Here is a 24,923-nt window from a genome sequence, read left to right on the forward strand (position 1 = left end):
GCCGTGACAGTCTGTTTTCGGGTGAACAAAAGCCTGTGCTTCTCGTTTTGTTCCTGTATAATTCCCTTGTGTGCGGCGCAGCATCGTCGCTGGTCGCGCCTTAAGCCCGCCTTGTTCAGGGGGCAAATTTAAAGAGGAGGGTGCTTTATGGCCCAGTCACTACCCAGTGTTGTTTCCGGCGAAGGCGGCCTGTCCCGCTATCTGGAAGAAATCCGCCGCTTCCCCATGCTGCAGCCGCAGGAAGAGTATATGCTCGCCAAGCGGTATCAGGAGCACGAGGATACAGGGGCGGCTCACAAACTTGTCACCAGCCATCTGCGTCTCGTCGCCAAGATTGCTATGGGCTATCGCGGCTACGGACTGCCGATTGGTGAGGTGATTTCCGAGGGTAATGTCGGGCTGATGCAGGCCGTCAAAAAATTCGAGCCAGAGCGCGGTTTCCGTCTGGCAACCTATGCCATGTGGTGGATCAAGGCTTCGATCCAGGAGTATGTTCTGCGCTCATGGAGCCTGGTCAAGATGGGGACCACCGCCAACCAGAAGCGGCTGTTCTTTAACCTGCGCAAGGTCAAGGGCAAGATTCAGGCACTCGACGATGGCGATCTGAAGCCTGAGCACATCACCGAGATTGCCACGAGGCTGAATGTCAGCGAGGCCGAAGTGGTCTCGATGAACCGCCGTCTTTCGGGTGATGCCTCGCTCAACGCGCCAATCCGGGCCAGCGAAGGCGAATCCGGTGAATGGCAGGACTGGCTGGTCGACGACCACGAAAGCCAGGAAGACATGCTGATCGAGCAGGACGAACTGGAAAATCGCCGCGGCATGCTCGCCGGCGCGATCTCTGTCCTCAACGATCGCGAGAAGCGCATCTTCGAAGCCCGCAGGCTCTCCGAGGATCCACTGACGCTTGAGGAACTGTCCGGCGAATTCGACATCAGTCGCGAACGCGTGCGCCAGATTGAGGTGCGTGCTTTTGAGAAGGTCCAGGATGCCGTCAAGGCCGCCGCCAGACGGCAGGCCCAAGCGCTGCGCCCGATTGAGGCCGCGCTTTAGACCTTCGCCAGCAAACCATTGTAGATTAAAAAACCCGCCATCGGCGGGTTTTTTTGCGCGCATGCGGGCAATGCTAGCCGGCCGAAGCTTTCGCTTGCCAACTTTTGATCACTTCATCGAACGCCTTGTCACCGGGAATGCCTTTTTCCATAGTGATGAGCGCCCGACGGCCATTCTTGTAGACCAGCGGCACATCGATCCATTGATCACGGCCCAGCATGGTCAGGTTCGCGCTGACCTCTGCCTTTGTGTCGGTCAGTGCAACCAGAAAGAAGCCGTCGGCGATCTTGGCTGGAATGCCAAGCAATGCATTGCCGGCGGATTGCTCTGAGTCTTTCAGCGAAACCCTGAGAATATTCTCGATCCCGCCGCCGTCAAAATTCTCGGGAGTCAGGAAGATCATCTCGATAATATGGCTTGCAGGCAAAGTCGTGTCGCCGTTGCGGCGGATCGTCATGCGCAGCTGCAGCTCCTTGCCGGGTATGGTCGCCTCGGCGCGAATAGCCGGCTCAGGTGGCAGATCACCACCGGGCGACTCCTGCACCACTGACCAGACAATTGAGCCGGTATCGGCCGAGCCTTGCGCCTGGTTGGTACGCTCCTCGTAGAAGATCGCCTTCTGGCCGACAGCCAGTGCAGGCACCTCGGTAGCAGGCGCTGCCGGCGCTGCTGCCGCAGCCTCCGCACTTTCGGTCGGCGCTGCAACTGGTTCCGGCTGTTCCGGGTCAACCGCTGGCGGCGTTCCTTCTTCCGTTGATGACTGAGTTGCCGATGCAACCGACGTACCTTCGCCAATGGTCTGCGCGCCGGCTGCCGGACCCTCGTCAATCTCCGTGCCATCGCTGTTCAGGCGTTGGGTGAATTTTTCCGGCGTGGCGGCTGTTTCGGTTGCCCCAGCAGTTGGCGCCGGAACAGGCACCGCCACGTCGGCGGGCGTATCCGTTGCCGTAACCGGCGCACCGATCCCGAACATCGCGGAAAGATCTTCTTTGTTGAGCCAGGCTGCATAGGCTCCGCCGCCAAGCAGTGCCAGAATAATCAGCGCCGCGATAATACCAGCAAAGTTGCGCTTGCGCGGCGCCGGTTCGAAATCGTCGACATAAGTCCGACCCTCGGCAACCGCGTCATCAAACTGGCCGCGATCACCCATCTGTGGCGACGGCTCGACCGGTGTTTCGGCGAATGGCTTTGGATCATAGTCATCGGCCGGCTTGATTTCAAAACTTCTGCCTGGTTCGGACGCTGGCACAGCCTCAGCGCGCACCGGCTCGTCCATTTCTGAAAACATAGTATCCAGGCCAGCCAGCGGATCATCGTCATACTCTCCGGCGCGGTATTCGGCTTCGATCTCGCTGATGGCGTCTTCAAGCGATTTCGTCTGACGCTCGATAACGGCAGCAGCGGGTGGCGGGTTGATGGCCTTGAGCTTGGCCGAAACCGTCGCGCGTGCCTTTTCATAGACGCGCTCACGCATGTGCGGTGTCGCATCCGCAAGGCCGTCGATCGTTTTCTTCAGAACCGCAGCAAAATCTGCCATGCGTCGTCTAACCTGTAAGTTTCGCGCGCCGGCATCTCCGGCAACCGAAGCCGGTCAACACCAGCTTTCCAATCGTATTGTACCTGTTGTCACTGAATAATGGTCTAATCTTGAAATGGGTCCGTCACAAGTATGGTGTCGTCGCGCTCAGGACTAGTCGAGAGAAGAGCAACCGGCGCGCCGATAAGCTCTTCGATGTAGCGCACATACTTCACGGCCTGTGCCGGAAGGTCATTCCAGCTGCGGGCGCCAGCAGACGTACCTTTCCAGCCTTCCAGCGTCGTATAGATCGGTTCCACACGTGCTTGCGCGCCTTGGCTGGCGGGCAAATAATCGATTGTCTCGCCATCAAGCTTATAGCCGGTGCACACCTTGATCTCATCCAACCCGTCCAGAACATCAAGCTTGGTCAGCGCAATGCCATTGATGCCGTTGACAGCGACGGCCTGGCGCACCAATACCGCATCGAACCAGCCGCAACGACGTTTGCGCCCGGTGACGACGCCGAATTCATGGCCCTTGGTGCCGAGAAACTCGCCAATCTCGTTGGTTTGCTCGGTCGGGAAGGGTCCCTCGCCTACCCTTGTTGTATAGGCTTTGGTGATGCCCAGCACATAACCGATCGCGCCCGGCCCGACGCCCGATCCGGTGGCAGCCTGCCCGGCAATGGTGTTGGAAGAAGTCACGAACGGATAGGTTCCATGGTCGATATCCAGAAGCGTGCCCTGCGCGCCTTCAAACAGGATGCGCGCGCCGGCACGGCGCTTGTCGTCCAGAATCTTCCAGACACGGTCCATATAGGGCAGTATCTGATCGGCGACAGAGGTGAGCTCTGTCATGATTGTTTCGTGCGACACTTCGGAATGGCCAAGCCCGCGACGCAGTGCGTTGTGGTGGGTGAGCAGGCGATCCACCTTGGCTGGCAGCGTATCGAGGCTTGCAAGATCCATCACACGCACGGCGCGCCGGCCGACCTTGTCTTCATAGGCGGGGCCGATGCCCCGGCGGGTAGTGCCAATCTTGGTGCCGGAGTTGGAAGCAGCGTCTTCGCGGAAGCCGTCCAGTTCGCGGTGCAATGACAGGATAAGCGCAGTGTTTTCAGCGATCTTCAGCCGTTCGGGCGAGATGTCGACACCCTGGTCGCGCAGTTTGGCAGCCTCAGCGACAAAAGCATGCGGGTCGAATACGACGCCGTTTCCAATGACCGAGAGCTTGCCCTCACGCACGACACCGGAAGGCAGCAGCGACAGCTTGTAAACCTTGCCGTCGACAACCAGCGTGTGACCGGCGTTGTGGCCCCCCTGGAAGCGCACGACGACATCGGCACGCTCCGACAGCCAGTCGACGATCTTGCCCTTGCCCTCATCGCCCCATTGCGAACCGATCACCACCACATTGGCCATACAAAATTCCTTTCACGCACATGCGCGGGCGCGACCGGGCGCCCGAAAGACAGGCCTCTATAGCGCCCCGGCTGGCCAAGTGCGACCATTCTTTGTGGACGGAAACACTGAGGCCCAATAAATTTTGGTGCTCGTGTCATTTACTTCGCCAACCCCAGACCATAGGTCGCGAACAAATACAGCGAACCGAAAACCTCCCATGAACCGCAACGCCTATGCTCTGCTTCTGCTGACGACCCTGTTTTGGGGCGGCAATGCCATCGCCGGCAAGCTGTCGGTCGGCCATATATCGCCACTTCTTTTGACAACGATGCGGTGGGGATGGGCGCTGGCTTTTCTTCTGGCCATCGGCTGGCCACGTCTCAAAGCCGACTGGCCGATAGTGCGCAAACATCTGGTCTTGCTCGCAACACTCGGAACGCTGGGGTTCACACTCTTCAACGTCGCGCTCTATTCGGCACTCCATTACACCAGCGCGATCAATGTCAGCATCGAGCAAGCCGGCATTCCAATGGTGATCCTTCTGGCCAACTTTGTCTTGTTCCGCACCCGGGTCTCGACCTTGCAGATTTTCGGCTCGGTACTGGCGATTGCCGGCGTATTGCTGACCGCCAGCCATGGCGACTTGTCCCGGTTGCTCGATCTCGATCTGAATTTTGGTGATGCGCTGATGCTGGTGGCAGTGCTGGTCTATAGCTCCTACACGGTGGCGCTGCGCTTCAAGCCCCAGATCCACTGGCAAAGCCTGATGATCATGCTGTGCGGCTGCGCGTTCATCGCCTCGCTGCCCTTTGCCATGATCGAGTTTCACAGCGGCGCCGGCATCGTGCCAGACCTGCGCGGCTGGGCCGTTGTGGCCTACACGGTGCTGTTCCCCTCGATCCTGGCGCAGATCTTCTACATTCGCGGCGTCGAACTGATCGGCGCCAACCGAGCCGGGCTGTTCATCAACCTGGTGCCGATCTTCGGCACACTCCTGTCGATCCTGATCCTGCGCGAGGCCTTCCAGCTCCACCACGCCGTAGCGCTGGTTCTGGTGCTGGGCGGTATCGGCTTGGCTGAATCCAGAAGGCGCTAGGAGCGCCGGCTGCGACGGCACCGACACTGCGACCCTGCGTAACCTCGTTTGGCCCAACTGTAACAAAACGATTGTCGGCCTGTCATAATTGAAAGATACTCCTGAGCGCGAGATATCACTATCTCGCCAACTAAAACGGGAGAACAACATGTCTTTTCAAGGCTTTGCGGCCGGCTTGGCTGCCACATTTACCCTGCTGTCGTCGACCTCCGCCTTTGCTGTTACGGAGATTTCTTGGTGGCACGCGATGACTGGCGCCAACAGCGAAGTCGTCGAAACCCTATCCAAGGAATTCAACGAAAGTCAGAGCGACTACAAGGTCGTTCCTGTGTTCAAGGGCACGTATCCTGAGACGTTGAACGCCGGCATAGCCGCCTTCCGCGCCAAGCAGCCACCGCACATCATGCAGGTGTTCGATGTTGGCACCGGCGTCATGATGGCGGCCGAAGGCGCCGTGAAGCCAGTTGCCGAAATCCTCTCCATGGGCGGAACAGCCTTCGACAAGAGCCAGTACTTGCCGGGCATCGCGGCCTATTATTCCAAGCCGGACGGCACCATGCTCTCCTTCCCCTACAACTCCTCCTCGCCGATCCTTTATTTCAACAAGGATATCTTTGAGAAGGCTGGCCTGGACGTCAACAATCCGCCAAAAACCTGGCCGGAAGTGTGGGAAGCCGCCAAAAAGATCAAGACCAGCGGCGCGGCGCCTTGCGGCTACACCTCGACCTGGCTCACCTGGATCCACACCGAGAATTTCGCCGCCTGGAATGACCTCCAGTACGGTACCATGGAAAACGGCCTCGCCGGCACTGATGTCGAGCTGACCGTAAATTCTCCGGTGTTCGTCAAGCATTTCCAGGAACTGGCCGACCTCGCCAAGGACGGCACATTCAAGTATGGCGGCCGCACCTCGGAAGCCAAGCAGATCTTCCTCGCCGGCGAATGCGGCATCTTCACCGAATCGTCGGGCGGCCTTGGCGACATTGTGAAGTCTGGCATGAATTATGGCATCGGCCAGTTGCCGTATGATCCCGAAGCGCCGAATGCGCCGCAGAACACCATTCCAGGCGGTGCGAGCCTGTGGGTCTTTGCCGGCAAATCGGACGAGGAATACAAGGGCGTCGCGGCGTTCTTCACTTTCCTGTCGCAGACTTCGATTCAGGCGCGCTTGCATCAGGTTTCGGGCTATCTGCCGGTCACTTTAGCCGCCTATGAGGAAACCAAAAAGTCCGGTTTCTATGAGAAGAATCCTGGCCGCGAAACTCCCATCACCCAGATGCTCGGCAAAGAGCCAACCGCCAATTCAAAGGGTGTTCGCCTCGTCAACCTGCCGCAGGTTCGCGACATCGAGAACGAGGAGTACGAGAAGATGCTGGCTGGTGATCAGACTGCCCAGCAGGCACTCGACAACATCGTATCGCGCGGCAACGCGGCGATCCAGCAGGCGATCGGCAACTAGTTTCGAGCCGATGTCAACGCGATTGTCCTGCGCAATTTGCGTGGGACAATCCCTGCCTGAATGGAGGAAGTCCTGTCTCCACGCGTCGTATTTCCCAACAGGGTGTTGCCGTATCTTCTGGTCGCGCCACAGCTCGCCATCACGCTGGTGTTTTTCTACTGGCCGGCCAGTCAGGCGCTCTATCAGTCGATGCTGCGCGAAGATCCCTTCGGGCTGAACTCCAGCTTCGTCTGGTTCGACAACTTCAAGCGCGTACTGTCCGATCCGTCCTACCTTAATTCGATCAAGGTCACGGCGGTGTTTTCGGTGGCGACCGCCTTTGTTGCTATGTCAGTGGCACTGCTGCTCGCCGTCATGGCCGACAAGGTGGTGCGTGGCCGCGGTCTCTATCGTACGCTTTTGATCTGGCCTTATGCCGTAGCTCCGGCGATCGCCGGCATGCTCTGGCTCTTCCTGTTCAATCCCTCCATCGGAACGCTGGCCTACGGGTTGCGGTGGATGGGCATTTCCTGGGACCCGCTTCTCAACGGCACGGATGCAATGATCCTGGTGGTAGCGGCTGCATCATGGAAGCAGATCAGCTACAATTTCCTGTTCTTCGTCGCCGGCCTTCAAGCCATCCCGAAAACGCTGATCGAGGCTGCTGCCATCGACGGCGCCGGGCCGACCAAACGCTTCTGGACGATTGTCTTCCCGCTGCTTGCGCCGACGACATTCTTCTTGCTGGTCATCAACACCACCTATGCCTTTATCGACACGTTCGGCATCATCCATACGGTCACCGGCGGCGGTCCCGGCAAGGCCACCGAAACACTGGTTTACAAGCTTTACAATGACGGCTTCGTCAATCTCATCCTCGGCGACAGCGCTGCCCAATCGGTGATTCTGATGGCCATGGTTGTTGCCCTCGCCATCTTCCAGTTCCGCTTCGTCGAGAAGCGCGTGCATTATGGGTAAGCCGGCATGATCGAAAACACCCCCGTCCGCACGTTTATCGCGCATTTCCTGCTGGTGCTGGGCATCCTCATCGTCGCCTTCCCAATCTACTATACCTTCGTGGCGTCGACTCACTCCCTGCAGACCATCCTGCGTCCGCCCCTTCCGCTGTTGCCGGGTGACCAGTTTATCGAGAACTATTCCACCGCGCTGTTCGGCGGCATCGGTCGCATCGGCGGCGTTTCGGTTGGCACCATGCTGTGGAATACAACGGTCATGGCGCTCGGTATCGCCATAGGCAAGATCATCATCTCTATTCTCTCGGCCTACGCCATCGTGTTCTTCCGCTTCCCGTTTCGGATGACGTTCTTCTGGATGATCTTCATCACCCTGATGCTCCCTGTAGAGGTCCGCATCCTGCCGACCTACAAAGTGATGGTCGACTTAAACCTGATCGACACCTATGCCGGTCTGATCATTCCGATCATCGCGTCTGCGACTGCAACGCTTTTATTCCGGCAGTTCTTCCTGACCATTCCAGGCGAGCTGGTGGAGGCTGCACGCGTCGACGGCGCTGGCCCGTTCCGCTTTTTCAAGGACATCCTGCTGCCGCTCTCGAAGACCAACATCGCGGCCCTATTTGTGATCCTCTTCATCTACGGCTGGACACAATATCTGTGGCCGCTTCTCGTCACTAATTCCAACGACATGAACACCATAGTCATCGGCCTGAAGAAGATGATCTCCTTCGCCGATGCCGATACTGAATGGCACCTCGTCATGGTCACCTCAATGCTCGCCATCGTGCCACCGATCCTGGTGGTCGTGTTGATGCAACGCTGGTTCGTGCGCGGTCTGGTTGATACGGAGAAATAATGGCAACCGTCACACTCAATGACGTCAAAAAAGTCTATCCGGGCGGCGTTGAAGCCGTCAAAGGCGTCTCCATTGCCATTCCCGACAAGGCGCTCTGCGTACTGGTCGGTCCATCAGGCTGTGGCAAGTCCACACTGCTGCGCATGATCGCAGGCCTGGAATCGATCACTGACGGCACGGTCTCGATTGGCGACAGGGTCGTCAATGCCATTGGCCCGACCGAGCGCGACATCGCTATGGTGTTCCAGAATTACGCGCTCTACCCGCACATGAAGGTCTATGACAACATGGCGTATGGGCTGCGCAACCGTGGCACGCCCAAGGACGAGATTGACCGACGGGTGCGGGCGACTGCCGAGACGCTGGAACTCTCGCCACTTCTTGAGCGGCGACCGCGTGAGTTGTCCGGCGGCCAGCGACAGCGCGTCGCCATGGGCCGCGCCATCGTGCGCAATCCCAAAGTATTTTTGTTCGACGAACCGCTCTCCAATCTCGACGCCAAGCTGCGCGGCCAGATGCGCATCGAGATCAAGAGCCTGCAGCGCTCGCTTGGCGTCACCAGCGTCTACGTCACTCATGACCAACTGGAGGCTATGACACTTGCCGATCTGCTGGTGGTGATGAATGCAGGTCTGGTCGAGCAGATCGGCGACCCGCTCGATATCTACGAAAAGCCTGCATCAACATTTGTGGCGAGCTTCATCGGCGCGCCACCTATGAACTTGCTGCCCGTTACACGGGGAGAAGACGGCGCCTTTTCCTTCACCGACGGTTCGCCAGTGGATGCGGCCCAGGGCTACAAGGACGCTGCCACTTTCGGCTTCCGTCCCGAGGATGCCGATGTCGCCTTTGACGACGACGTGCCATCTGGCGCACTGACGCTTGGTGCCGAAGTTCAGGCCGTCGAACCAGTCGGCGCCGAGAGCTTCCTCTATTGCGCCGCAGCCGGATCCCACATCGTTGTGCGCGTCGCCGGTCGGGCATCGGCAAAGCCTGGAGACCGGTTACGCGTCATCGTCCGGCCCGAAAAGCTCCACTGGTTTGATCTCGCCGGAAAACGCACCGGCTGAGCAATGCTGACCGCGCCGTAGACCGGAAGGGTCAGCGAAAGCTCCGCCGGTAGCTACTCAGAACGCGCCTATGTCAAACTGTAGCGGCTTGGCTGACTGTATCGATTGGTGCGCGCGCACCTTTTCCAGCACGCTTTCTGGAAATGGCTTGTCGAGATAGAGCAGCGCAATGGCATCGCCCCCGGGCCGGTTTCGGCCGAGCTGGAAGTTGGCGATGTTCACGCCGTTCTCGCCGCACACCGTGCCCAGAAGTCCAATGATGCCCGGCGCATCATTGTTGGTGGTGTAGAGCATATGCTGTCCCACCTCGGCATCAAGATTGATACCCTTGATCTGGATGAAGCGTGGCTTGTGATCTGAAAAGCAGGTACCGGCGATTGAGCGGGTCTGCTTCTCCGTCTTCACAGTCAGCTTGATATAGCCATCGAAAACGCCGGATTTGTCGCGCTTGACTTCAGCAACGATGATGCCGCGCTCCTTCACCATGATCGGCGCCGACACCATATTGACGTCAGCCATTTGCGGGCGGATGAGGCCGGCAAGAGCGGCACTAATCAGTGCCTTGGTGTTCATCATCGCAGTAACGCCGTCGAACAGGATCTCAACCTCCTTGATCGGATCTTCAGTCACCTGCCCGACAAACGCCCCGAGTACCTCCGCAAGCTTGACGAATGGTTTTAGCCGTGGCGCTTCCTCGGCTGTGATGGAGGGCATGTTGATGGCGTTGGAGACCGCGCCCTTGATAAGATAGTCCGACATCTGCTCGGCCACCTGCAAGGCAACATTTTCCTGCGCTTCCGAGGTTGAGGCACCCAGATGGGGCGTGCACACCACATTGTCCATTCCAAACAGCGGGCTGTCCGTCGCCGGCTCTGTCTCGAACACATCGATGCCTGCCCCGGCGACCTTGCCGCTTTTTAAGCCGTCTATCAGGTCAGCCTCGACAACGAGCCCGCCGCGCGCGCAATTGATGATCCGTACTCCGTCTTTCATCTTTGCTATGGCTTCGGCATTGATGATGCCGCGCGTTTTGTCTGTCATCGGCGTGTGCAGCGTGATGAAGTCAGCACGACCGAACAGCTCTTCCAGTTCGACCTTTTCGACACCGAGTTCCGAGGCCCGATCTTCAGAAAGGAACGGATCAAACGCCACCACATGCATCTTCAGCCCTACGGCGCGTTGCGCGACAATAGCTCCAATATTGCCACAACCGATGATGCCCAGCGTCTTGCTGGTAATCTCGACACCCATGAAGCGGTTCTTTTCCCATTTGCCGGCATGGGTAGAGGCATTGGCGGCAGGCAGTTCGCGCGCCACCGCAAACATCAGCGCAATGGCGTGTTCGGCTGTCGTGATGGAATTGCCGAAAGGCGTGTTCATCACGATGATACCTTTGCGCGAGGCAGCAGGTATATCAACATTATCGACGCCGATGCCGGCGCGACCGACCACTTTGAGTTTGGTCGCCGCAGCGATCAGCTTTTCGGTGACCTTGGTCGCCGACCGTATGGCAAGACCGTCATACAGGTGGATGATTTCGAGCAATTTATCCTTGTCCTTGCCGAGATCGGGCAGATAGTCGACCTCGACGCCGCGATCCTTGAATATCTGGACGGCGGTGGGAGAAAGCTTGTCGGAGACGAGAACGCGGGGCATTGGTTCTTCCTTCGCGATAGTTTTGATCGTAGCTGCGCGCGGGCCTCGCGGCTTGCTGACAGCAGATGAAATGGGATGAAAAGCCTCCCCGGCGGGGAGGCGAACCAGCTAGTTCAGGCGGCAGCCTTGAGTGCAGCCTTCCGGGTAGCAAACGCCCAGTCGAGCCACGGCATCAGCGCTTCGAGATCACCGGTCTCGACAGTCGCGCCGGCCCAGATCCGAAGACCGGCGGGAGCATCACGGTACGAACCGATGTCGTAGGCAACGCCCTCGCGATCCAGCGCATCGACCATCGCTTTGGCAAACGCGGCCTGCGCCTTGTCGTCGAGAGCGATGAACTGCGGATCGATGATCGACAGGCAGACCGAAGTGTTGGAGCGCGTTGCGGGATCGACAGCCAGATGGCCGGCCCAGTCGGAACTGGCGACAAAGCGGTCGAGCACCGCAAAATTGGCATCAGCTCGCGCCATCAGGCCATCGAGTCCGCCAGTCGACTTGGCCCATTTGAGCGCGTCAAGATAATCCTCCACGCACAGCATCGATGGCGTGTTGATCGTCTCGCCCTTGAAAATGCCCTCGATCAGCTTGCCGCCGGAGGTGAGGCGAAAGATCTTGGGCAACGGCCAGGCCGGCTTGTAGCTTTCCAGCCGTTCGACGGCGCGCGGCGACAGGATCAGGATGCCATGTGCACCCTCGCCGCCCAGCACCTTTTGCCAGGAGAAAGTCACCACATCGAGCTTTTCGAAATCGAGTTTCTGGGCGAACGCAGCCGAGGTGGCGTCGCAGATTGTGAGGCCCTTGCGGTCTGCCGGTATGAAATCTCCGTTCGGCACCCTGACGCCCGAGGTGGTGCCGTTCCAGGTGAACACGACATCGCGATCGAAATCGATGCTGGAGAGATCGGGCAGCACCCCATAGGGGGCCCCGATCAATCGGCTATCCTCAAGCTTCAACTGCTTGACGACATCGGTTACCCAGCCGGAACCGAAGCTTTCCCAGGCCACCATGTCGACGCCGCGCGCGCCAAGCAGCGACCACAGCGCCATCTCGACAGCGCCAGTGTCGGAAGCGGGCACGATGCCGATACGATAATCCGCCGGCACCTGTAGGACTTCACGCGTGAGGTCGATGGCCTCGGCCAGCTTGGCCTTGCCAATCTTGGCGCGATGCGAACGGCCAAGCGAAGCATCGCCAAGCGCCTCAAGCGACCAGCCAGGTCGTTTGGCACAAGGGCCTGAAGAAAAATGGGGGTTTGCCGGACGCAATCCGGGCGTGTGGTGGTCAGTCATCGTCTATCCTTCCAGATAGTGGCCCCTCGTTGGGGAGGGGTGGCCCACTGGCGGGAATAACGGAAGTCCCGGAAAAGCGCAAGAAACAAAAGGGGTCGCGTTTTCCACACTTGCAGGTTCAGGCCGCATTGAGCGGAACGACGCAAGATCCGAGAGATCGCCACGAATTCATGGTCACGGATATGGTTTGATCCGGTGGCTGGACAGGTTGCCCCGCTCACAGGCCCTATGGTCGGATACGCACACATAATCCCAAGGGCGAGTGCGCCACAAGGCCTCAACCCCTATACGTGGCTTGGTATCACGGCAATCCGAATACGCTGATGTTGATTATAGGGCTGACACAGGCTCCCGGCGTTCAGCCTAAGCTTTTGGAAGAACATGGCCATCCTCCGGTCGCCAGTAAACGAACAGTTCTTGGCCAGTTTCCAAGGTCATGTCAGCCAGTTCGTCATACCCACTTTGAACGCGAAGTTCTGAACCATCAGCTGTCTCAAGATAGATTTTGGCCATAGCTCCGGTAAATTCTTCACCGACAACCTTGGCCCGAACCCAGTCGAACTCCGGCCCAGGTTCAACCGCGCTCAGGTACGACCTCGTATCGAGGACGACCAGCGTCGCAGGAGACTTTGGCCCAGACCCAGACCCATCGTGCGGCAGGCGGTGCTGCCCGGTTACTGTATCTAGAATCCCCGTCGGCATGACCGTGCCCGAAAATATATTCGACGAGCCCAGAAATTCCGCCACAAAGCGGGTCCGGGGGGCGCGATAGATTTCTTGCGCCGACCCGACTTGCTCCACCACGCCCTTGCTCATGATGACAACCCGGTCAGCCATGGCGAAAGCTTCGGACTGGCTGTGAGTCACATAGACAAAGGTTATGCCGAGTTCACGTTGCAGGTTTTGCAGAACCGACTGCATCCGCACCTTGAGATGCGCATCAAGTGCCGAAAGCGGCTCGTCGAGCAACAAAATCTCGGGCTCCACCACCAACGACCGCGCCAGTGCGACCCGCTGCCGTTGTCCGCCGGATAGCTGGGATATGGCGCGTTCAGCGAATTCCGAAATCTGCATGCGCTCCAGCCAGTTGCCGGCGCGCTTGCGACGCTCGGTTGCCCCTATACCGCGCATCTTGAGGGCGAATTCCACGTTCTCGATCACATTCAAAAACGGAAACAGCGCGAGACTTTGCCAGACCATCGGGGTGTCGCGCTTCCACGTCGGCAAATCATTGATAGGGTTTCCGCCCAAGCGAATTTCGCCCTCACATGGTGCCTCCAACCCCGCCAACATCCGTAAGGTTGTCGTTTTCCCACAGCCGCTTGACCCCATGATAGCCAGAAACTCACCTTTGTGAATTTCAAGATCCAGCTTTTGCACGGCGACAAAACTGCCGAACCGTTTGATAACCCCGTCGAATGTGACCAGTGCATTGCCTTGCATCGAAAGTCTTTCTTAGTCGTTTGACGCGGGCGCATCTTTCGCCCGACCAGTCAGAAGAAGTTGCGCAAAGATCACCAACGTCATCGAAATGACGAAAACAAAGGTCCCGATCGCATTGATCCGCGGGCTGACCTGTCCTTGCAGGAAACCAAGAACCTTGACGGGCAAGGTTTCATTCAAACCAGAAACAAACCAGGCAACGGCAAATTCGTCGAACGATACGGCCATGGTGATGAACAGTGCGCCAAAGATCGCAGGTGCCGCAAAGGGAACGATGACATACCGCATCGCCGACCATTCAGAGGCCCCGAGGTTCCAGGCTGCGGCTTCCAGATCAGGGTCCATCTGCGACAACCGCAACCGGGTGATAGCCATAGCGAATGGTGAGCAGATCACGATGTGCGCGATTATCACCGAGATGGACTGCCCTGAGAGATTGATCCGCGACAGAAACGCCAGCATTGCGAGGCCAAGTATCACCACAGGAATGGTCGGCGGCAAAAGGGCCAGCGCCAGATAGGCCGATTTGCCGAAAAACCTGTACCGAAAGTCGGTATATGCCGCGCCAAAACCCAAGGCGGTTGAAATCACCGCCACGATCAACCCGACAAACAGTGTATTGCCCAGTCCGGACCAGACCAGCGGATCGGATGCAACGGCAACGTACCATTCGGTCGAGAACGACCCAAGCGGTATTGAGGGAAAACGGTCAGAGTTGAATGAGAACACAAAGCTGGCCGCAATCGGTGCAAAGACAAAGGCAAAGCTGAGCAGAACATACAATCGTAGCGCCCACTCGACAAATCTGTTGCGATTGAAATCACTCATTTCGTCCGCCCTTTGTAAGCAAAGCCCACGGCAGCGAACGCCACTGCTAACAATGTTGCGATCATGGTCAGAGCGATCACAGCGGCACGCGGCCATTGCTGGCCAGATTTGGTCGTGTCGGTGATGAGGATGGACAAGGTTGTCGGGTCACCACCCCCCAGATAAACCGGGCTCACAAAATCACCAAAGCTGAGGATAAAACAAAACAGCGCTGCAATCACCAATCCGACTCGAGCCGAAGGAATAATCACAGCAAAAACCGTACGAATGCGCCCGCAACGCAAGTTGTGCGCCGCCTCGATCAAGGTGCGGTCGATAAACATAAGGCTGAACAATTGGAGAAGGACCACCAATGGAAAGGTCAGCGTCAGATAGCCGATCATCGTGGCAAAGACCGTGTTCAACAGCGGGAACGGGCCCATACCCATGGCGCTGAACAACCCGTTGATGATGCCGTTATCCGACAGGAATATCTGCCAGGAGTAGACCCGCACCAGATAGCTGGTGAAGAACGGGATCACCATCATAAAGATCGCCCATTGGCGCTGCCGTGCCGAAAGCTTGAAGGCGATTGCAAAGGAGCAGGGGAAGGCCAGAACACTGGTAATAACAGAGGCCGCGGTCGCTAGCGCAAGTGTCAAACCATACGATTGCCAAAACACCGACCGGCCATACATGGTGACCCAGTTTATCGTGTCGAAATCGGCCTCCATCTTGAAGTTCTTGACTGTCCAGAAACTGAGGGCGACCAGGAACACCAGAGGGGCAACAAAGAACAAAAGCTGCCAGATTAGCATCGGCAGCGAAAACGTCAGGCCGTAAAGAGAGACTGATCTCCGCATCGTCCATTTGCTCCGTCGGTTGAATGGGGGAAGATCAGGCACATCATCAATTCAGGAAGGATTGGCGACGGCATGGCCGCCGCCGATCCAAGTTACGCGCCCTTGTATTCAGACCAGAAATCGTTCCATTCTTCCAAACTCTGCTGAATGGGCAATTGGCGATATTGGATCCGGCCTTCGCGGATCATGTCCATGGCGTTTGGCTGACCAAGGATCATGTTCTGGCGCTTTGCCTCGCCAGGATTTTCGGCAGCCAGGACTTCCCAACCCTTCTGGTTCGGAACCATGGCAGGATATGCCGCCATGTTCGCCGACTTGGCCTGACCCTTGGCCGACGTGACGTATTGGATCCATTTCTTTGCCAGATCAGCCTTGGCCGAACCTTTGCCTATCGAGAAGGATTCCGTCCATTGCAGACCACCCTCCTCTGGGATCACTGATCTCACCTTGGCACCGTTCTTTTCCAGAACGCCAGTGATCCAGTCGCCGATGCCCGCAAACGCGAGCATCTGTCCGCTTTCCAGCGACGAGAAAGTACCGCCATAATCGAAGAAACCACCGACTTGCGGGCGCAGGCTCATGGTTTTGGCTTTCACTGCCTCCCAAGCCGCCGCGTCGATGTCATAGGGGCTTTTGTTGCCCGAAAGCAGGCTGATCTGGCCAAGGTTAGGCAGATGCCAGTCGAAATGACCAACCTTCCCTTTGACCTTTGCATCCCAATAAACGTTGTAAGTTGACGCTTCTTTTTCGGTCAACGCATCGGTGTTGTACGCCACACCGAGAAAGCCAAAGCGCGTGATAACCGAGAACAGCGCATCATTGACCCAATGGCCAGGGAACTTCTGGAATTCCGGGAAGAATTCGTCAAACGCATAGTCCGCAGGATCAAGTTGCTCTATGTAACCGGCGGCATTCAACTGCTGCACATATTCCGCGTCGGACAGAATTACGTCATACGTCCCGGCAGGGGATTGCGAGATCAGACCCAGCATATTGTCGCCACCAGTATAGTATTTAGGCACGAACTTGACGTTATTTTCGGCCTCAAATTCGGCAACCATATCGGGCTCGGCATGGCCATACCAGGCCAGCATGGTCAGCTCTGTCGCTGCTGCATTGGCACGCCGACCAAGCATTGGCATTGCCAGCGCTGCGGCACCGGTAGCAAGCAAAGTGCGGCGTGTGAAGCCTGCACCCGGGCGGATAATTTCTGTCATCAGACTCTCCCCTGTTTTATCGCACCTTGTTGGTGACGTGTCCGTTGACGCTAGGTGAGAGCCGCGGATTTGCAAAATCGGTTTTTAAAATACTTCGATTTGCCTGGCAAATACCCGCCCCGCGCTAGCCGCTCGCCGCAGGCTGATATCCGGCGTTGATGGTGTCAAGATTGGCTACCAGTTCGCCGATTAGTTTGATCCCCGCCTCGGTCTGGCGCGGATGTTTGTAAAACAGCCCTACCCGCAGCGGCTCCAGAGGAGCCATCCCATCTGATTGATTAAGGATACGCATTCCTTTCAATAAGGTAGGTCGAGTCAGTGCGCTGACGCCAAGCCCATTCAACACAGCATTTTGCAGCCCCGATATACCAGGACCCGTATAGACAAACCTCCAACGCCGGCCTGTGGTTTCCAATGATTGGATCATCCGTGCACGGTAGTCGCAGCCCTCGGGATGCGCCACAAGCGGTATCGGGCGATCAGGATCAATAACGAAGGAGTCTGCCGCGACCCAGATCGGGCGTTCGATCCAGGAGCGCGACAGATAGGGCATGCGCGCCGCAGGCATCATCGCGACGATGATATCCAATTCGTCCCCTCTAAGCCGACGCAGGATCTCGCGACTTAGATCGCAGTGTACTTCAAGGTTGACCTCTGGGTGATTGCGGGTGAAGTCAGCCAAGGCGTTTTGCAGGAAGGCTACGGCATAATCGCTGGGCAACCCGATGCGCAACACTCCTGTTATCACTCGGCGCCGGAAGTAACTCATCGCTTCATCGTTGATCCGCACAACCTCTCGGGCATAGGTCAACAGCACTTCACCATCTGCGGTCGGCTGGATCGCCCTGCCCTTCTTGATCAACAGGGGTGCCCCAACCAACTCCTCCAACCGACCCAACTGCAATGAGACCGCAGGCTGGCTCCGCCCCAGCATGGCCCCGGCCTTGGAATGGCCGCCCAGTTCCACCACCGACACGAAGGTGCGCAACAGGTCCGTCTGGAGATTGGTTATTCCGGCCATGTATTTGCCTTACAAATAGAAGCATCAGGAGAATATATTTTCCTTATAGTAGCATACCAATCTATTTGAGGGCAGCCCGGTGTTTTCCCGGAATCCAACAGAGGCGAGCCCAAAATGCCCCCGAAGTCTGCCTTTGCCTCAGAGCTCACCTGGCCGGTCTATGATGCCGTGGTTCGATCCGGCACCACACCCATTCTGATCCCATTGGGGTCTATGGAGCAGCACGGTCACCACATGCCGATGCATGTCGATGTTTTGCTGCCCACAGAATTTGCCCGTCGGGTTGCTCTTGAAATCGGCGGTCTCGTTGCACCGGCCTTCACCTATGGTTACAAGTCGCACCAGAAGTCTGGCGGCGGCAATCATATGCCCGGCACAGCCAGTCTTGACGGCGCAACTTTAGTCGCGGCACTGCGCGATGTGATCAAGGAGTTTGTCCGCCATGGCGCGCGGCAAATCTGCCTGGTAAACGGGCATTTTGAAAACTCGTGGTTCATCATTGAAGCGATCGATCTTGCCTTGCGAGAATTGCGTTGGGATCGGATCGAAGACGTAAAGATTGTGGTGCTGTCTTATTGGGATTTTGTCGACAAGGACACGATCACCCGACTCTATCCAACCGGATTCCCCGGCTGGGATATGGAACATGGTGGCGTCCTTGAAACGTCGCTCATGCTCGCCCTTTTCCCCGAGCTCGTCAGCATGGATTGTGCCGTACACCACGCTCCGGCGGTCTTTCCACCCTATGACGTTTATCCGGTCAAACCTGAGTGGACCCCCGCGAGCGGCACGCTGTCCTCGCCCAAGGAGGCATCGGCCGAAAAGGGCGAAATTTTGCTGCAGGTATGCAGTGCAGGAATCAAGGCGGCGCTGCAGCGCGAATTCAACAGCGCGGAACCACCGCCTGCGTGATGATCAAGAGTGGACAAGGGAAATGGGCCAGGGTCACCGGCCCATTTTTAATTGTTGTCGCCCGTTCTCTCGGTCAGTGTGCGCGCAGATGATGTTGTCATTGGGCCCCTGCGAAAAAACAGTAATGCGTTCTGCACCGGTCTCGGTGACAATCATGATGTCGGTGTCACGGTAGCCTCCCGCACCCGGCGTGCCATCAGGCACCATCAGCATCGGATCGACGGAAATAACCATTCCGGGCCGCAGCTCAGCGAAACAATCTTCGCGTATTGCCACTTCCAGCTCACCCCCAAGGCTGTTTGACTGCAGGCCGATAGTCTGGCCATAGCCCCCAAGCCGACATTTCAACAAATCACATTGCCGGTCCAGATCGCTGAGCTCGCGCGCAATGTCGCTGCACAGGACGCCTGGCCGTATCAGATCCAGTGCACGCTGATGCACCGTCAGGTTCTTTTGCCAGATGACGAGGCTCGCATTGTCGGCATGCTCGCAAAACAAGGTACGCTGTAATGTACTTGAATATCCAAAGAGCATCGGCGCGCATGTCAATGACAGCACATCGTCCGGCTGTACTCGCTTGTCAGTAGTCGGGTTGTGCGAACCATCGGTGTGAATGCCTGATTGGAAAAGGACATTGCATCCCATCAAGGCGATCCCGGGAAAGGTCGCAGCAATAGCCCTATACATCGAGGCGGAGGCGGCCAATCCAACCTCATATTCCAGAACCCCCGGCACTATCAGTTCCAGCGCTGCCGTCGCCGACTGCGCGGCAATCCGGGCTCCCGCGCGCAAGAGGTCATGTTCCTCAACAGATTTTATCGACCGCATCCACATCGACGCCTGGCCTACGTCAACGAAGTCTACCCCAGGCAGCGCAGATTCTAGCTGCTGGAGGAACTTCACCGTCACATGGTCCATTTCGATCGCCAGTCTCCCCACCCTTTGGGTTAACTGCCGAAGCGCATAAAAAAAGTTGTCGCGCCGCCAGTCCGTGTAGCTGATGTTGTCATGAAAACCCTGCCGCCACGGCTGTCCACCGTCTATGGCGGGTGAAATCGTCGTCGCCGCAGTGGAGCTTACGACCATCCCGCACTTGCGCCCGGAGCCACCGCAGAACCACCCGGAATAATACGCTATGGCCTGGCTCGAGGTGAACAGCCCGGCATCGACATCATTCGCCGCCATCCACTGCCGCACATCATCGTGCCGCCTCCACATCTCTAGATCCGAGAATGGCGAAGGGGGCTTTTCGCCATTGTGCCATTCCATGACGTGCAACATGTCATGGGTCATTTGGCCGCTGCTCCTACTGCAATATCTAACATTGCTGCAAAGATAGGCGGGCTGAAGCGGCCAGGGAAATTTGATGAACCAATGGTTCTATTTGCGCTGATTATTTGGTCGTACAGCTCCCTCGTATTAGTCCTGTGAGCGTTTCGGCGTGTTGGTCCCCAAAATGGCTTTGCTCTGCGCTCGGCGCCAGACCTCTGGTGTCGTGCCATGCAGGGATTTGAACACCCGGATCAGATGCGAAACGTCGACGAAACCACAGTCTTGCGCCACCTGCGTCACCGTGCGCTCACTGCGCGAGAGCAGAAGTTCGGCATGGGCGATGCGGATAGCCATGCCCGCCCGCGACGGCGTCATCTTCAGAGCATCGGCAAAATGTCGCTCCAGTTTGCGGCGGCTCGTTTTCAGATGGACGGCCAAGGCTGTGACAGTCAACGGCGTCTCCAGCCGCTGCTGAATGGTCAGCAAAGCCTTTCTGACCAGCGCGTCAGAGGTAGTCAATTCCAGCGGCAGACCAGGCTGCGGCCGTTCAGCCGCCATTGCCTCGTCGATCATCATGATCGCCAGGCTTTTCTTTGATGCCGCCCGTCCGATATGCCGATCCACCAGATGCGCAGCCAAATGCGCCGAACTGGTGCCCCCGGAACAGGTCAATCGATCACGGTCCACAACAAATATCTGATCCGAAACCGGAGTTAAGCCGTCAAATTGTTCCAGAAAATCATTGTGGTGGAACCAGCTTACGCAGCAGCGATAGCCGTTCATCAAGCCGGCGCGATGTAGAACGAACGCGCCCGTACACACGCCAACCAACGGCACCCCTGCCTGCGCTGCCCGGTGCAAAAAGCCGGCATGGTCGGGGTCGAGATATTCAAGCTCCTGCATCAGCCCCCCCACGACAACTATGTAATCAAAGCGGGCGGGGTCACCCAACCTTTCCTCGGGTTGAACCGCAATACCGCTGCTCGAGACCAAAGGCTCACTCGTGGTGGAAAGGACCCGCCAGCCGCACAAAATAGGGCGCGATCGATCCCCCTCATCTGCCGCAAGACGCAGCACATCAACAAAATTTGCAAACGCGCACAGTGTAAACCGCCGGGTTACGATGAACCCGACCCGCAAACGTGGTGCCAACGGGATGGTGGAGGGAGCCTGCATAGTTTGGATCTCCGGGTGTGGCGCAATTATAACGTCATTTTGACGCATCCATACAGTGAAAAATCGTCTTGTCTGCCATGATGCTTCATCCTGCGTAAATCATCTCTCCGAAAGGACCCGCGATGACCCATTTCTCCGCGCTGTCGTTGCTGAAAAATGCCCTGACGGGCAACAAGAACTGGACGGAGCAATGGCCTGACGCGCAGCCCAAGAAAGAATATGACGTCATCATCGTAGGCGCCGGTGGGCATGGGTTGGGCGCGGCCTACTATCTGGCTAGGGAACATGGCATCACCAATGTCGCTGTGATCGAAAAGGGCTGGCTGGGCGGCGGTAATACCGGGCGCAATACCACGATCATCCGCAGCAATTACCTCTACGACGAAAGCGCCAAGCTTTACGATCACGCGCTGGATCTGTGGGACAACCTGTCGACCGAATTGAACTACAATATCATGTATTCCAAACGCGGCGTGATGATGCTGGCCCATAACGTTCACGACGTTCAGTCGTTCCAGCGTCACATCCATTCCAACAGGTTGAACGGCGTCGACAACCGCTGGCTTTCCACAGCCGAGGCCAAGGCGTTTTGCCCGCCGTTGAACGTGTCCGCCGATGCCCGTTATCCGGTGATGGGAGCGGCGTTACAGATGCGAGCAGGCACCGCGCGGCACGATGCGGTCGCCTGGGGTTATGCGCGGGCAGCGGCCAAGCGCGGCGTCGATATCATCCAGAACTGCCCGGTGATCTCGATACGCCGCGGCGCCGATGGAGCCGTTGAAGGGGTGGAAACCGCCAAGGGTTTCATCCGCGCAAAAAAGGTCGCAGTGTCGGCGGCGGGACATACATCGGTCATCATGCAGTCGGCCGGCGTGAAGATGCCGCTCGAAAGCTACCCGCTACAGGCGCTGGTTTCCGAACCGATCAAGCCGATCTTCCCCTGCGTCGTCATGTCTAACACCGTCCACGCTTATATCAGCCAGTCCGACAAGGGCGAGTTGGTGATCGGGTCCGGCACAGACCAGTATGTGAGCTATTCCCAACGCGGCGGGCTGCCACTCATCGAGCACACCGTAGCCGCGATCTGTGAAGTGTTCCCTATCTTCAACCGCATGCGGATGCTGCGCAAATGGGGCGGCATTGTAGATGTAACGCCCGACCGGTCCGCCATTTTGGGCAAGACCCCCGTCCAGGGTCTGTACGTTAACTGCGGCTGGGGCACAGGCGGCTTCAAGGCGACACCGGGCGCGGCGCATCTGCTTGCCTGGACGGTGGCCAAGGATGAGCCACACAAGCTCAACGCGCCGTTCACGCTTGAGCGTTTCACCACGGGACGGCTGATTGATGAAGCCGCCGCCGCCGCCGTTGCGCACTAAGGAGAGAATCATGCTCTTGATCCACTGCCCCTATTGCGATGACACATTGCCCGAGCTGGAATTCTCCTATGCGGGTGAAGCCCACATCACCCGCCCCGCCGATCCTTCAAAGCTAAGCGATGAGGAATGGCGCGACTTCTTGTTCATCCGGTCAAACGCGCGCGGGATGCACGCTGAACGCTGGCGCCACCTTCACGGGTGCGGTCGATTCTTCAACGCGGTGCGAGACACAGTAAGCGACAAGTTCATGCAGACCTACAAGGCAGGCGAAGCCCGTAGCGATCTGATCAAAGCTGTGAAGGTGTCAAAATGAACTCGGGTCGCGTGCTGGCCGGGGCGCTCTCCACAGATCAGTTTCAACACATTCAGCTGGGTGATGATATGGACGACATGCGCATTTCTGGTCGCGGCCGGGTGAACTATGCTCGTACCGTCCGCTTCACCTTTGACGGCAAAACTTATGAGGGTCTCCAAGGTGATACCGTTGCTTCTGCACTTTTGGCCAATGGGGTGCATCTGGTCGGTAGGTCGTTCAAATACCATCGCCCGCGCGGCGTCGTGACTGCCGGATCGGAGGAACCCAATGCCTTGCTCGGCACCAGCCGCGGGCCCGGGCAATTTGAGCCCAATACCCGTGCCACCATGCAGGAAATCTGGTCGGGGCTGACGACCGAAAGCCAGAACAAGTGGCCGAGCCTGAAGTTTGATTTGGGAGCGATCAACGACCGGCTCTACATGCTGTTTTCAGCAGGTTTTTATTACAAGACTTTCATGTGGCCCAAGTCGTTCTGGGACAAGGTCTATGAGCCCTTCATCCGCCGTGCCGCAGGCCTTGGCCGCTCACCAACTGAACTTGACCCCGATCACTATGCCAGCCGCTATCTGCACTGTGATGTATTGATCGTAGGCTCTGGACCGGCGGGGCTTGCTGCTGCTGCCGTGGCGGACGACCGCACCGGCACCGGCATAACCCAAAAGGAACTGCCGACCGACCGCAGCCCCGGCAGCGCAAGGGCCTTTGTCGATTTCCAGAATGACGTGACGGCCAAGGATATTAGGCTGGCGGTGCGCGAAGGCATGCGGTCAATTGAACATGTCAAACGCTATACCACCAATGGTATGGCCACCGATCAGGGCAAGATGTCCAACATGAACGGGCTTACCATCGCGTCGGACGCTTTGGGCAAGGAAATCCCGCAGGTTGGTCTTACGACTTTTCGCCCACCTTACACACCCACCACCTTCGGCGCGCTGGCAGGCTATCACAAAGGCAGCCATTTCGAGCTAACGCGCAAAACGCCGATTGACAGCTGGGCCGCAGAGAACGGCGCTGCTTTCGAGCCTGTCGCTCTATGGCGGCGCGCGTGGTATTTCCCCCAGGCGGGCGAAGATATGCACAAGGCAGTGGCGCGTGAATGCCGTGCCACACGGGCCAGCCTTGGCATCTTCGACGCCTCCACCTTGGGCAAGATCGAGGTGTCCGGTCCCGATGCGGTGGAATTCATGAACCGCATGTACACCAATCCATGGGCCAAACTGGCCCCCGGCAAATGCCGCTATGGTCTGCTGTTGGGCGAGGACGGGTTCATCCGTGACGATGGCGTGATCGGCCGGATGCGCGATGATCTGTTCCATGTAACCACTACCACAGGCGGCGCAGCCCGTGTGCTGAACATGATGGAAGATTACCTGCAAACCGAATGGCCCGACCTCCAGGTCTGGCTGACCTCGACTACCGAAGAATGGGCAACCATCGCGATCAACGGCCCAAATGCGCGCAAGCTGCTTGCGCCGCTTGTCGTAGGACAGGATATATCTGATGCGGCATTCCCCCATATGTCGGTGGCCGAATGCACGGTCGCGAGCTTTCCATCTCGCCTGTTCCGCATCAGCTTTACCGGCGAGTTGGGGTTTGAGGTGAACGTCCCCGCCCGTCATGGTCGCGCGCTGTGGGAAAAGCTGATGGCCGAAGGCAATCAGTACGATATATGCCCTTATGGCACTGAAACCATGCACGTGTTGCGTGCGGAAAAGGGCTATATCATCATCGGGCAAGACACCGATGGAACTGTGACACCCGAAGATGCGGGCATCGGCTGGGCGATTGGCAAGGCAAAAGCGGATTTTGTCGGCAAGAGGTCTTTGGCGCGGCCTGATATCGTTGCCAAAGGGCGCAAACAACTGGTCGGCTTGCTAACCGACAACCCCAACAATGTGCTCGTCGAAGGCGCACAGATCGTTGCCGACCCAAAGCAGCCCAAACCGATGAAGATGATCGGCCACGTGACCAGTTCCTATTGGTCCGAGGCCCTGGGGCGCTCGATCGCCATGGCTGTGGTTGAAGGCGGCTTCGACCGCATGGGCGACACGCTTCATATTCCCACCGCGGATGGCGGATCGCAAGCGGCAAAGGTCACGGGGTGCGTTTTCTACGACCCCGCGGGTGACCGGTTGAAAGTTGATTGAGGAGGATGCCAGA

General features: G+C 57.8%; 21 protein-coding genes. 10 read left to right on the forward strand and 11 right to left on the reverse strand.

From position 1 onward, the window contains the following. Window positions 1–147: 147 nt before the first annotated feature. A complete protein-coding gene (gene rpoH / locus GA830_RS02645; RefSeq protein WP_195163576.1) occupies window positions 148–1,053 on the forward strand; it encodes an RNA polymerase sigma factor RpoH in 906 nt (301 codons plus the stop codon). A 73-nt stretch (window positions 1,054–1,126) separates the two neighbouring features. On the opposite strand, the gene GA830_RS02650 is transcribed toward rpoH, so the two are convergent. Together GA830_RS02650 and GA830_RS02655 are read right to left on the reverse strand one after the other, a co-directional pair. Then, a complete protein-coding gene (locus tag GA830_RS02650) occupies window positions 1,127–2,590 on the reverse strand; it encodes a hypothetical protein (RefSeq protein WP_195163577.1) in 1,464 nt (487 codons plus the stop codon). 104 nt (window positions 2,591–2,694) lie between these two features. Further along, entirely contained in the window at window positions 2,695–3,993 is a 1,299-nt protein-coding gene (locus tag GA830_RS02655; RefSeq protein WP_195163578.1) for an adenylosuccinate synthase, read from the reverse strand. 199 nt (window positions 3,994–4,192) lie between these two features. Here GA830_RS02655 and GA830_RS02660 point away from each other — a divergent pair, with 199 nt between their 5' ends. The 5 genes from GA830_RS02660 to GA830_RS02680 all read left to right on the forward strand — a co-directional run bounded on the left by GA830_RS02660 (window position 4,193) and on the right by GA830_RS02680 (window position 9,412). Then, complete coding sequence (locus GA830_RS02660; RefSeq protein ID WP_195163579.1) at window positions 4,193–5,071, forward strand: DMT family transporter; 879 nt, start codon at window positions 4,193–4,195, stop codon at window positions 5,069–5,071. A gap of 148 nt (window positions 5,072–5,219) precedes the next feature. Continuing rightward, window positions 5,220–6,530, forward strand: coding sequence for a sn-glycerol-3-phosphate ABC transporter substrate-binding protein UgpB (gene ugpB / locus GA830_RS02665; protein WP_195163580.1), 1,311 nt, complete (start codon window positions 5,220–5,222; stop codon window positions 6,528–6,530). Between the two features lie 60 nt (window positions 6,531–6,590). After that, window positions 6,591–7,487 carry a sn-glycerol-3-phosphate ABC transporter permease UgpA gene (ugpA, locus tag GA830_RS02670; protein ID WP_195163581.1) on the forward strand — a complete coding sequence of 299 codons (897 nt, stop codon included), beginning with the start codon at window positions 6,591–6,593 and terminating at the stop codon, window positions 7,485–7,487. 6 nt (window positions 7,488–7,493) lie between these two features. Then, window positions 7,494–8,342: a sn-glycerol-3-phosphate ABC transporter permease UgpE gene (gene ugpE / locus GA830_RS02675; RefSeq protein WP_195163582.1), complete on the forward strand. Its 849-nt coding sequence runs from the start codon at window positions 7,494–7,496 to the stop codon at window positions 8,340–8,342. Further along, on the forward strand, window positions 8,342–9,412 hold the full coding sequence (locus GA830_RS02680) for a sn-glycerol-3-phosphate import ATP-binding protein UgpC (protein ID WP_195163583.1): 1,071 nt from the start codon (window positions 8,342–8,344) through the stop codon (window positions 9,410–9,412). Before ugpE ends, GA830_RS02680 begins: the two co-directional genes overlap by 1 nt. Window positions 9,413–9,469: 57 nt before the next feature. On the opposite strand, the gene serA is transcribed toward GA830_RS02680, so the two are convergent. The 7 genes from serA to GA830_RS02715 form a co-directional block, all read right to left on the reverse strand. Beyond that, window positions 9,470–11,068, reverse strand: a complete 1,599-nt coding sequence (serA, locus tag GA830_RS02685; protein ID WP_195163584.1) for a phosphoglycerate dehydrogenase — start codon at window positions 11,066–11,068, stop codon at window positions 9,470–9,472. Window positions 11,069–11,181: 113 nt separating this feature from the next. Beyond that, window positions 11,182–12,357, reverse strand: a complete 1,176-nt coding sequence (locus GA830_RS02690) for a phosphoserine transaminase (RefSeq protein ID WP_195163585.1) — start codon at window positions 12,355–12,357, stop codon at window positions 11,182–11,184. 363 nt (window positions 12,358–12,720) lie between these two features. After that, a complete protein-coding gene (locus GA830_RS02695) occupies window positions 12,721–13,800 on the reverse strand; it encodes an ABC transporter ATP-binding protein (RefSeq protein ID WP_195163586.1) in 1,080 nt (359 codons plus the stop codon). Window positions 13,801–13,812: 12 nt separating this feature from the next. Continuing rightward, a complete protein-coding gene (locus GA830_RS02700) occupies window positions 13,813–14,628 on the reverse strand; it encodes an ABC transporter permease (protein ID WP_195163587.1) in 816 nt (271 codons plus the stop codon). Then, window positions 14,625–15,407: an ABC transporter permease gene (locus GA830_RS02705; RefSeq protein WP_258045537.1), complete on the reverse strand. Its 783-nt coding sequence runs from the start codon at window positions 15,405–15,407 to the stop codon at window positions 14,625–14,627. Before GA830_RS02705 ends, GA830_RS02700 begins: the two co-directional genes overlap by 4 nt. 155 nt (window positions 15,408–15,562) lie before the next feature. Continuing rightward, entirely contained in the window at window positions 15,563–16,687 is a 1,125-nt protein-coding gene (locus GA830_RS02710) for a polyamine ABC transporter substrate-binding protein (protein ID WP_195163589.1), read from the reverse strand. A 124-nt stretch (window positions 16,688–16,811) separates the two neighbouring features. Continuing rightward, window positions 16,812–17,675, reverse strand: coding sequence for a LysR substrate-binding domain-containing protein (locus GA830_RS02715; RefSeq protein WP_258045538.1), 864 nt, complete (start codon window positions 17,673–17,675; stop codon window positions 16,812–16,814). 147 nt (window positions 17,676–17,822) lie between these two features. Here GA830_RS02715 and GA830_RS02720 point away from each other — a divergent pair, with 147 nt between their 5' ends. Further along, on the forward strand, window positions 17,823–18,620 hold the full coding sequence (locus tag GA830_RS02720; RefSeq protein WP_195163591.1) for a creatininase: 798 nt from the start codon (window positions 17,823–17,825) through the stop codon (window positions 18,618–18,620). Window positions 18,621–18,653: 33 nt separating this feature from the next. Here GA830_RS02720 and GA830_RS02725 read toward each other — a convergent pair whose 3' ends face one another. Together GA830_RS02725 and GA830_RS02730 are read right to left on the reverse strand one after the other, a co-directional pair. Then, a complete protein-coding gene (locus tag GA830_RS02725; protein ID WP_195163592.1) occupies window positions 18,654–19,913 on the reverse strand; it encodes an aminopeptidase P family protein in 1,260 nt (419 codons plus the stop codon). Between the two features lie 126 nt (window positions 19,914–20,039). Further along, complete coding sequence (locus GA830_RS02730) at window positions 20,040–21,116, reverse strand: GlxA family transcriptional regulator (protein WP_308460465.1); 1,077 nt, start codon at window positions 21,114–21,116, stop codon at window positions 20,040–20,042. A 74-nt stretch (window positions 21,117–21,190) separates the two neighbouring features. Between GA830_RS02730 and GA830_RS02735 the strand changes: the two genes are divergently transcribed. From GA830_RS02735 to GA830_RS02745, 3 genes are all read left to right on the forward strand, one after another. Continuing rightward, window positions 21,191–22,444, forward strand: coding sequence for a sarcosine oxidase subunit beta family protein (locus GA830_RS02735; protein ID WP_195163594.1), 1,254 nt, complete (start codon window positions 21,191–21,193; stop codon window positions 22,442–22,444). Between the two features lie 10 nt (window positions 22,445–22,454). After that, window positions 22,455–22,757, forward strand: coding sequence for a sarcosine oxidase subunit delta (locus GA830_RS02740; protein WP_195163595.1), 303 nt, complete (start codon window positions 22,455–22,457; stop codon window positions 22,755–22,757). A 77-nt stretch (window positions 22,758–22,834) separates the two neighbouring features. Continuing rightward, the gene (locus GA830_RS02745) at window positions 22,835–24,910 is read left to right on the forward strand and encodes a 2Fe-2S iron-sulfur cluster-binding protein (protein WP_441338660.1); all 2,076 of its coding nucleotides are present in this window, start codon (window positions 22,835–22,837) and stop codon (window positions 24,908–24,910) included. The last annotated feature ends 13 nt before the right edge of the window (window positions 24,911–24,923 follow it).

Source organism: Mesorhizobium sp. NBSH29 (assembly GCF_015500055.1).
In the GTDB taxonomy this organism is placed as follows: domain Bacteria; phylum Pseudomonadota; class Alphaproteobacteria; order Rhizobiales; family Rhizobiaceae; genus Neomesorhizobium.

Excerpts from the sequence above, each read along its gene's own strand:
- rpoH (WP_195163576.1), top strand. The coding sequence starts at position 148 with ATGGCCCAGTCACTACCCAGTGTTGTTTCCGGCGAAGGCGGCCTGTCC.
- GA830_RS02650 (WP_195163577.1), bottom strand. The coding sequence starts at position 2,590 with ATGGCAGATTTTGCTGCGGTTCTGAAGAAAACGATCGACGGCCTTGCG.
- GA830_RS02655 (WP_195163578.1), bottom strand. The coding sequence starts at position 3,993 with ATGGCCAATGTGGTGGTGATCGGTTCGCAATGGGGCGATGAGGGCAAG.
- GA830_RS02660 (WP_195163579.1), top strand. The coding sequence starts at position 4,193 with ATGAACCGCAACGCCTATGCTCTGCTTCTGCTGACGACCCTGTTTTGG.
- ugpB (WP_195163580.1), top strand. The coding sequence starts at position 5,220 with ATGTCTTTTCAAGGCTTTGCGGCCGGCTTGGCTGCCACATTTACCCTG.
- ugpA (WP_195163581.1), top strand. The coding sequence starts at position 6,591 with ATGGAGGAAGTCCTGTCTCCACGCGTCGTATTTCCCAACAGGGTGTTG.
- ugpE (WP_195163582.1), top strand. The coding sequence starts at position 7,494 with ATGATCGAAAACACCCCCGTCCGCACGTTTATCGCGCATTTCCTGCTG.
- GA830_RS02680 (WP_195163583.1), top strand. The coding sequence starts at position 8,342 with ATGGCAACCGTCACACTCAATGACGTCAAAAAAGTCTATCCGGGCGGC.
- serA (WP_195163584.1), bottom strand. The coding sequence starts at position 11,068 with ATGCCCCGCGTTCTCGTCTCCGACAAGCTTTCTCCCACCGCCGTCCAG.
- GA830_RS02690 (WP_195163585.1), bottom strand. The coding sequence starts at position 12,357 with ATGACTGACCACCACACGCCCGGATTGCGTCCGGCAAACCCCCATTTT.
- GA830_RS02695 (WP_195163586.1), bottom strand. The coding sequence starts at position 13,800 with ATGCAAGGCAATGCACTGGTCACATTCGACGGGGTTATCAAACGGTTC.
- GA830_RS02700 (WP_195163587.1), bottom strand. The coding sequence starts at position 14,628 with ATGAGTGATTTCAATCGCAACAGATTTGTCGAGTGGGCGCTACGATTG.
- GA830_RS02710 (WP_195163589.1), bottom strand. The coding sequence starts at position 16,687 with ATGACAGAAATTATCCGCCCGGGTGCAGGCTTCACACGCCGCACTTTG.
- GA830_RS02720 (WP_195163591.1), top strand. The coding sequence starts at position 17,823 with ATGCCCCCGAAGTCTGCCTTTGCCTCAGAGCTCACCTGGCCGGTCTAT.
- GA830_RS02725 (WP_195163592.1), bottom strand. The coding sequence starts at position 19,913 with ATGACCCATGACATGTTGCACGTCATGGAATGGCACAATGGCGAAAAG.
- GA830_RS02730 (WP_308460465.1), bottom strand. The coding sequence starts at position 21,116 with ATGCGTCAAAATGACGTTATAATTGCGCCACACCCGGAGATCCAAACT.
- GA830_RS02735 (WP_195163594.1), top strand. The coding sequence starts at position 21,191 with ATGACCCATTTCTCCGCGCTGTCGTTGCTGAAAAATGCCCTGACGGGC.
- GA830_RS02740 (WP_195163595.1), top strand. The coding sequence starts at position 22,455 with ATGCTCTTGATCCACTGCCCCTATTGCGATGACACATTGCCCGAGCTG.
- GA830_RS02745 (WP_441338660.1), top strand. The coding sequence starts at position 22,835 with ATGCGCATTTCTGGTCGCGGCCGGGTGAACTATGCTCGTACCGTCCGC.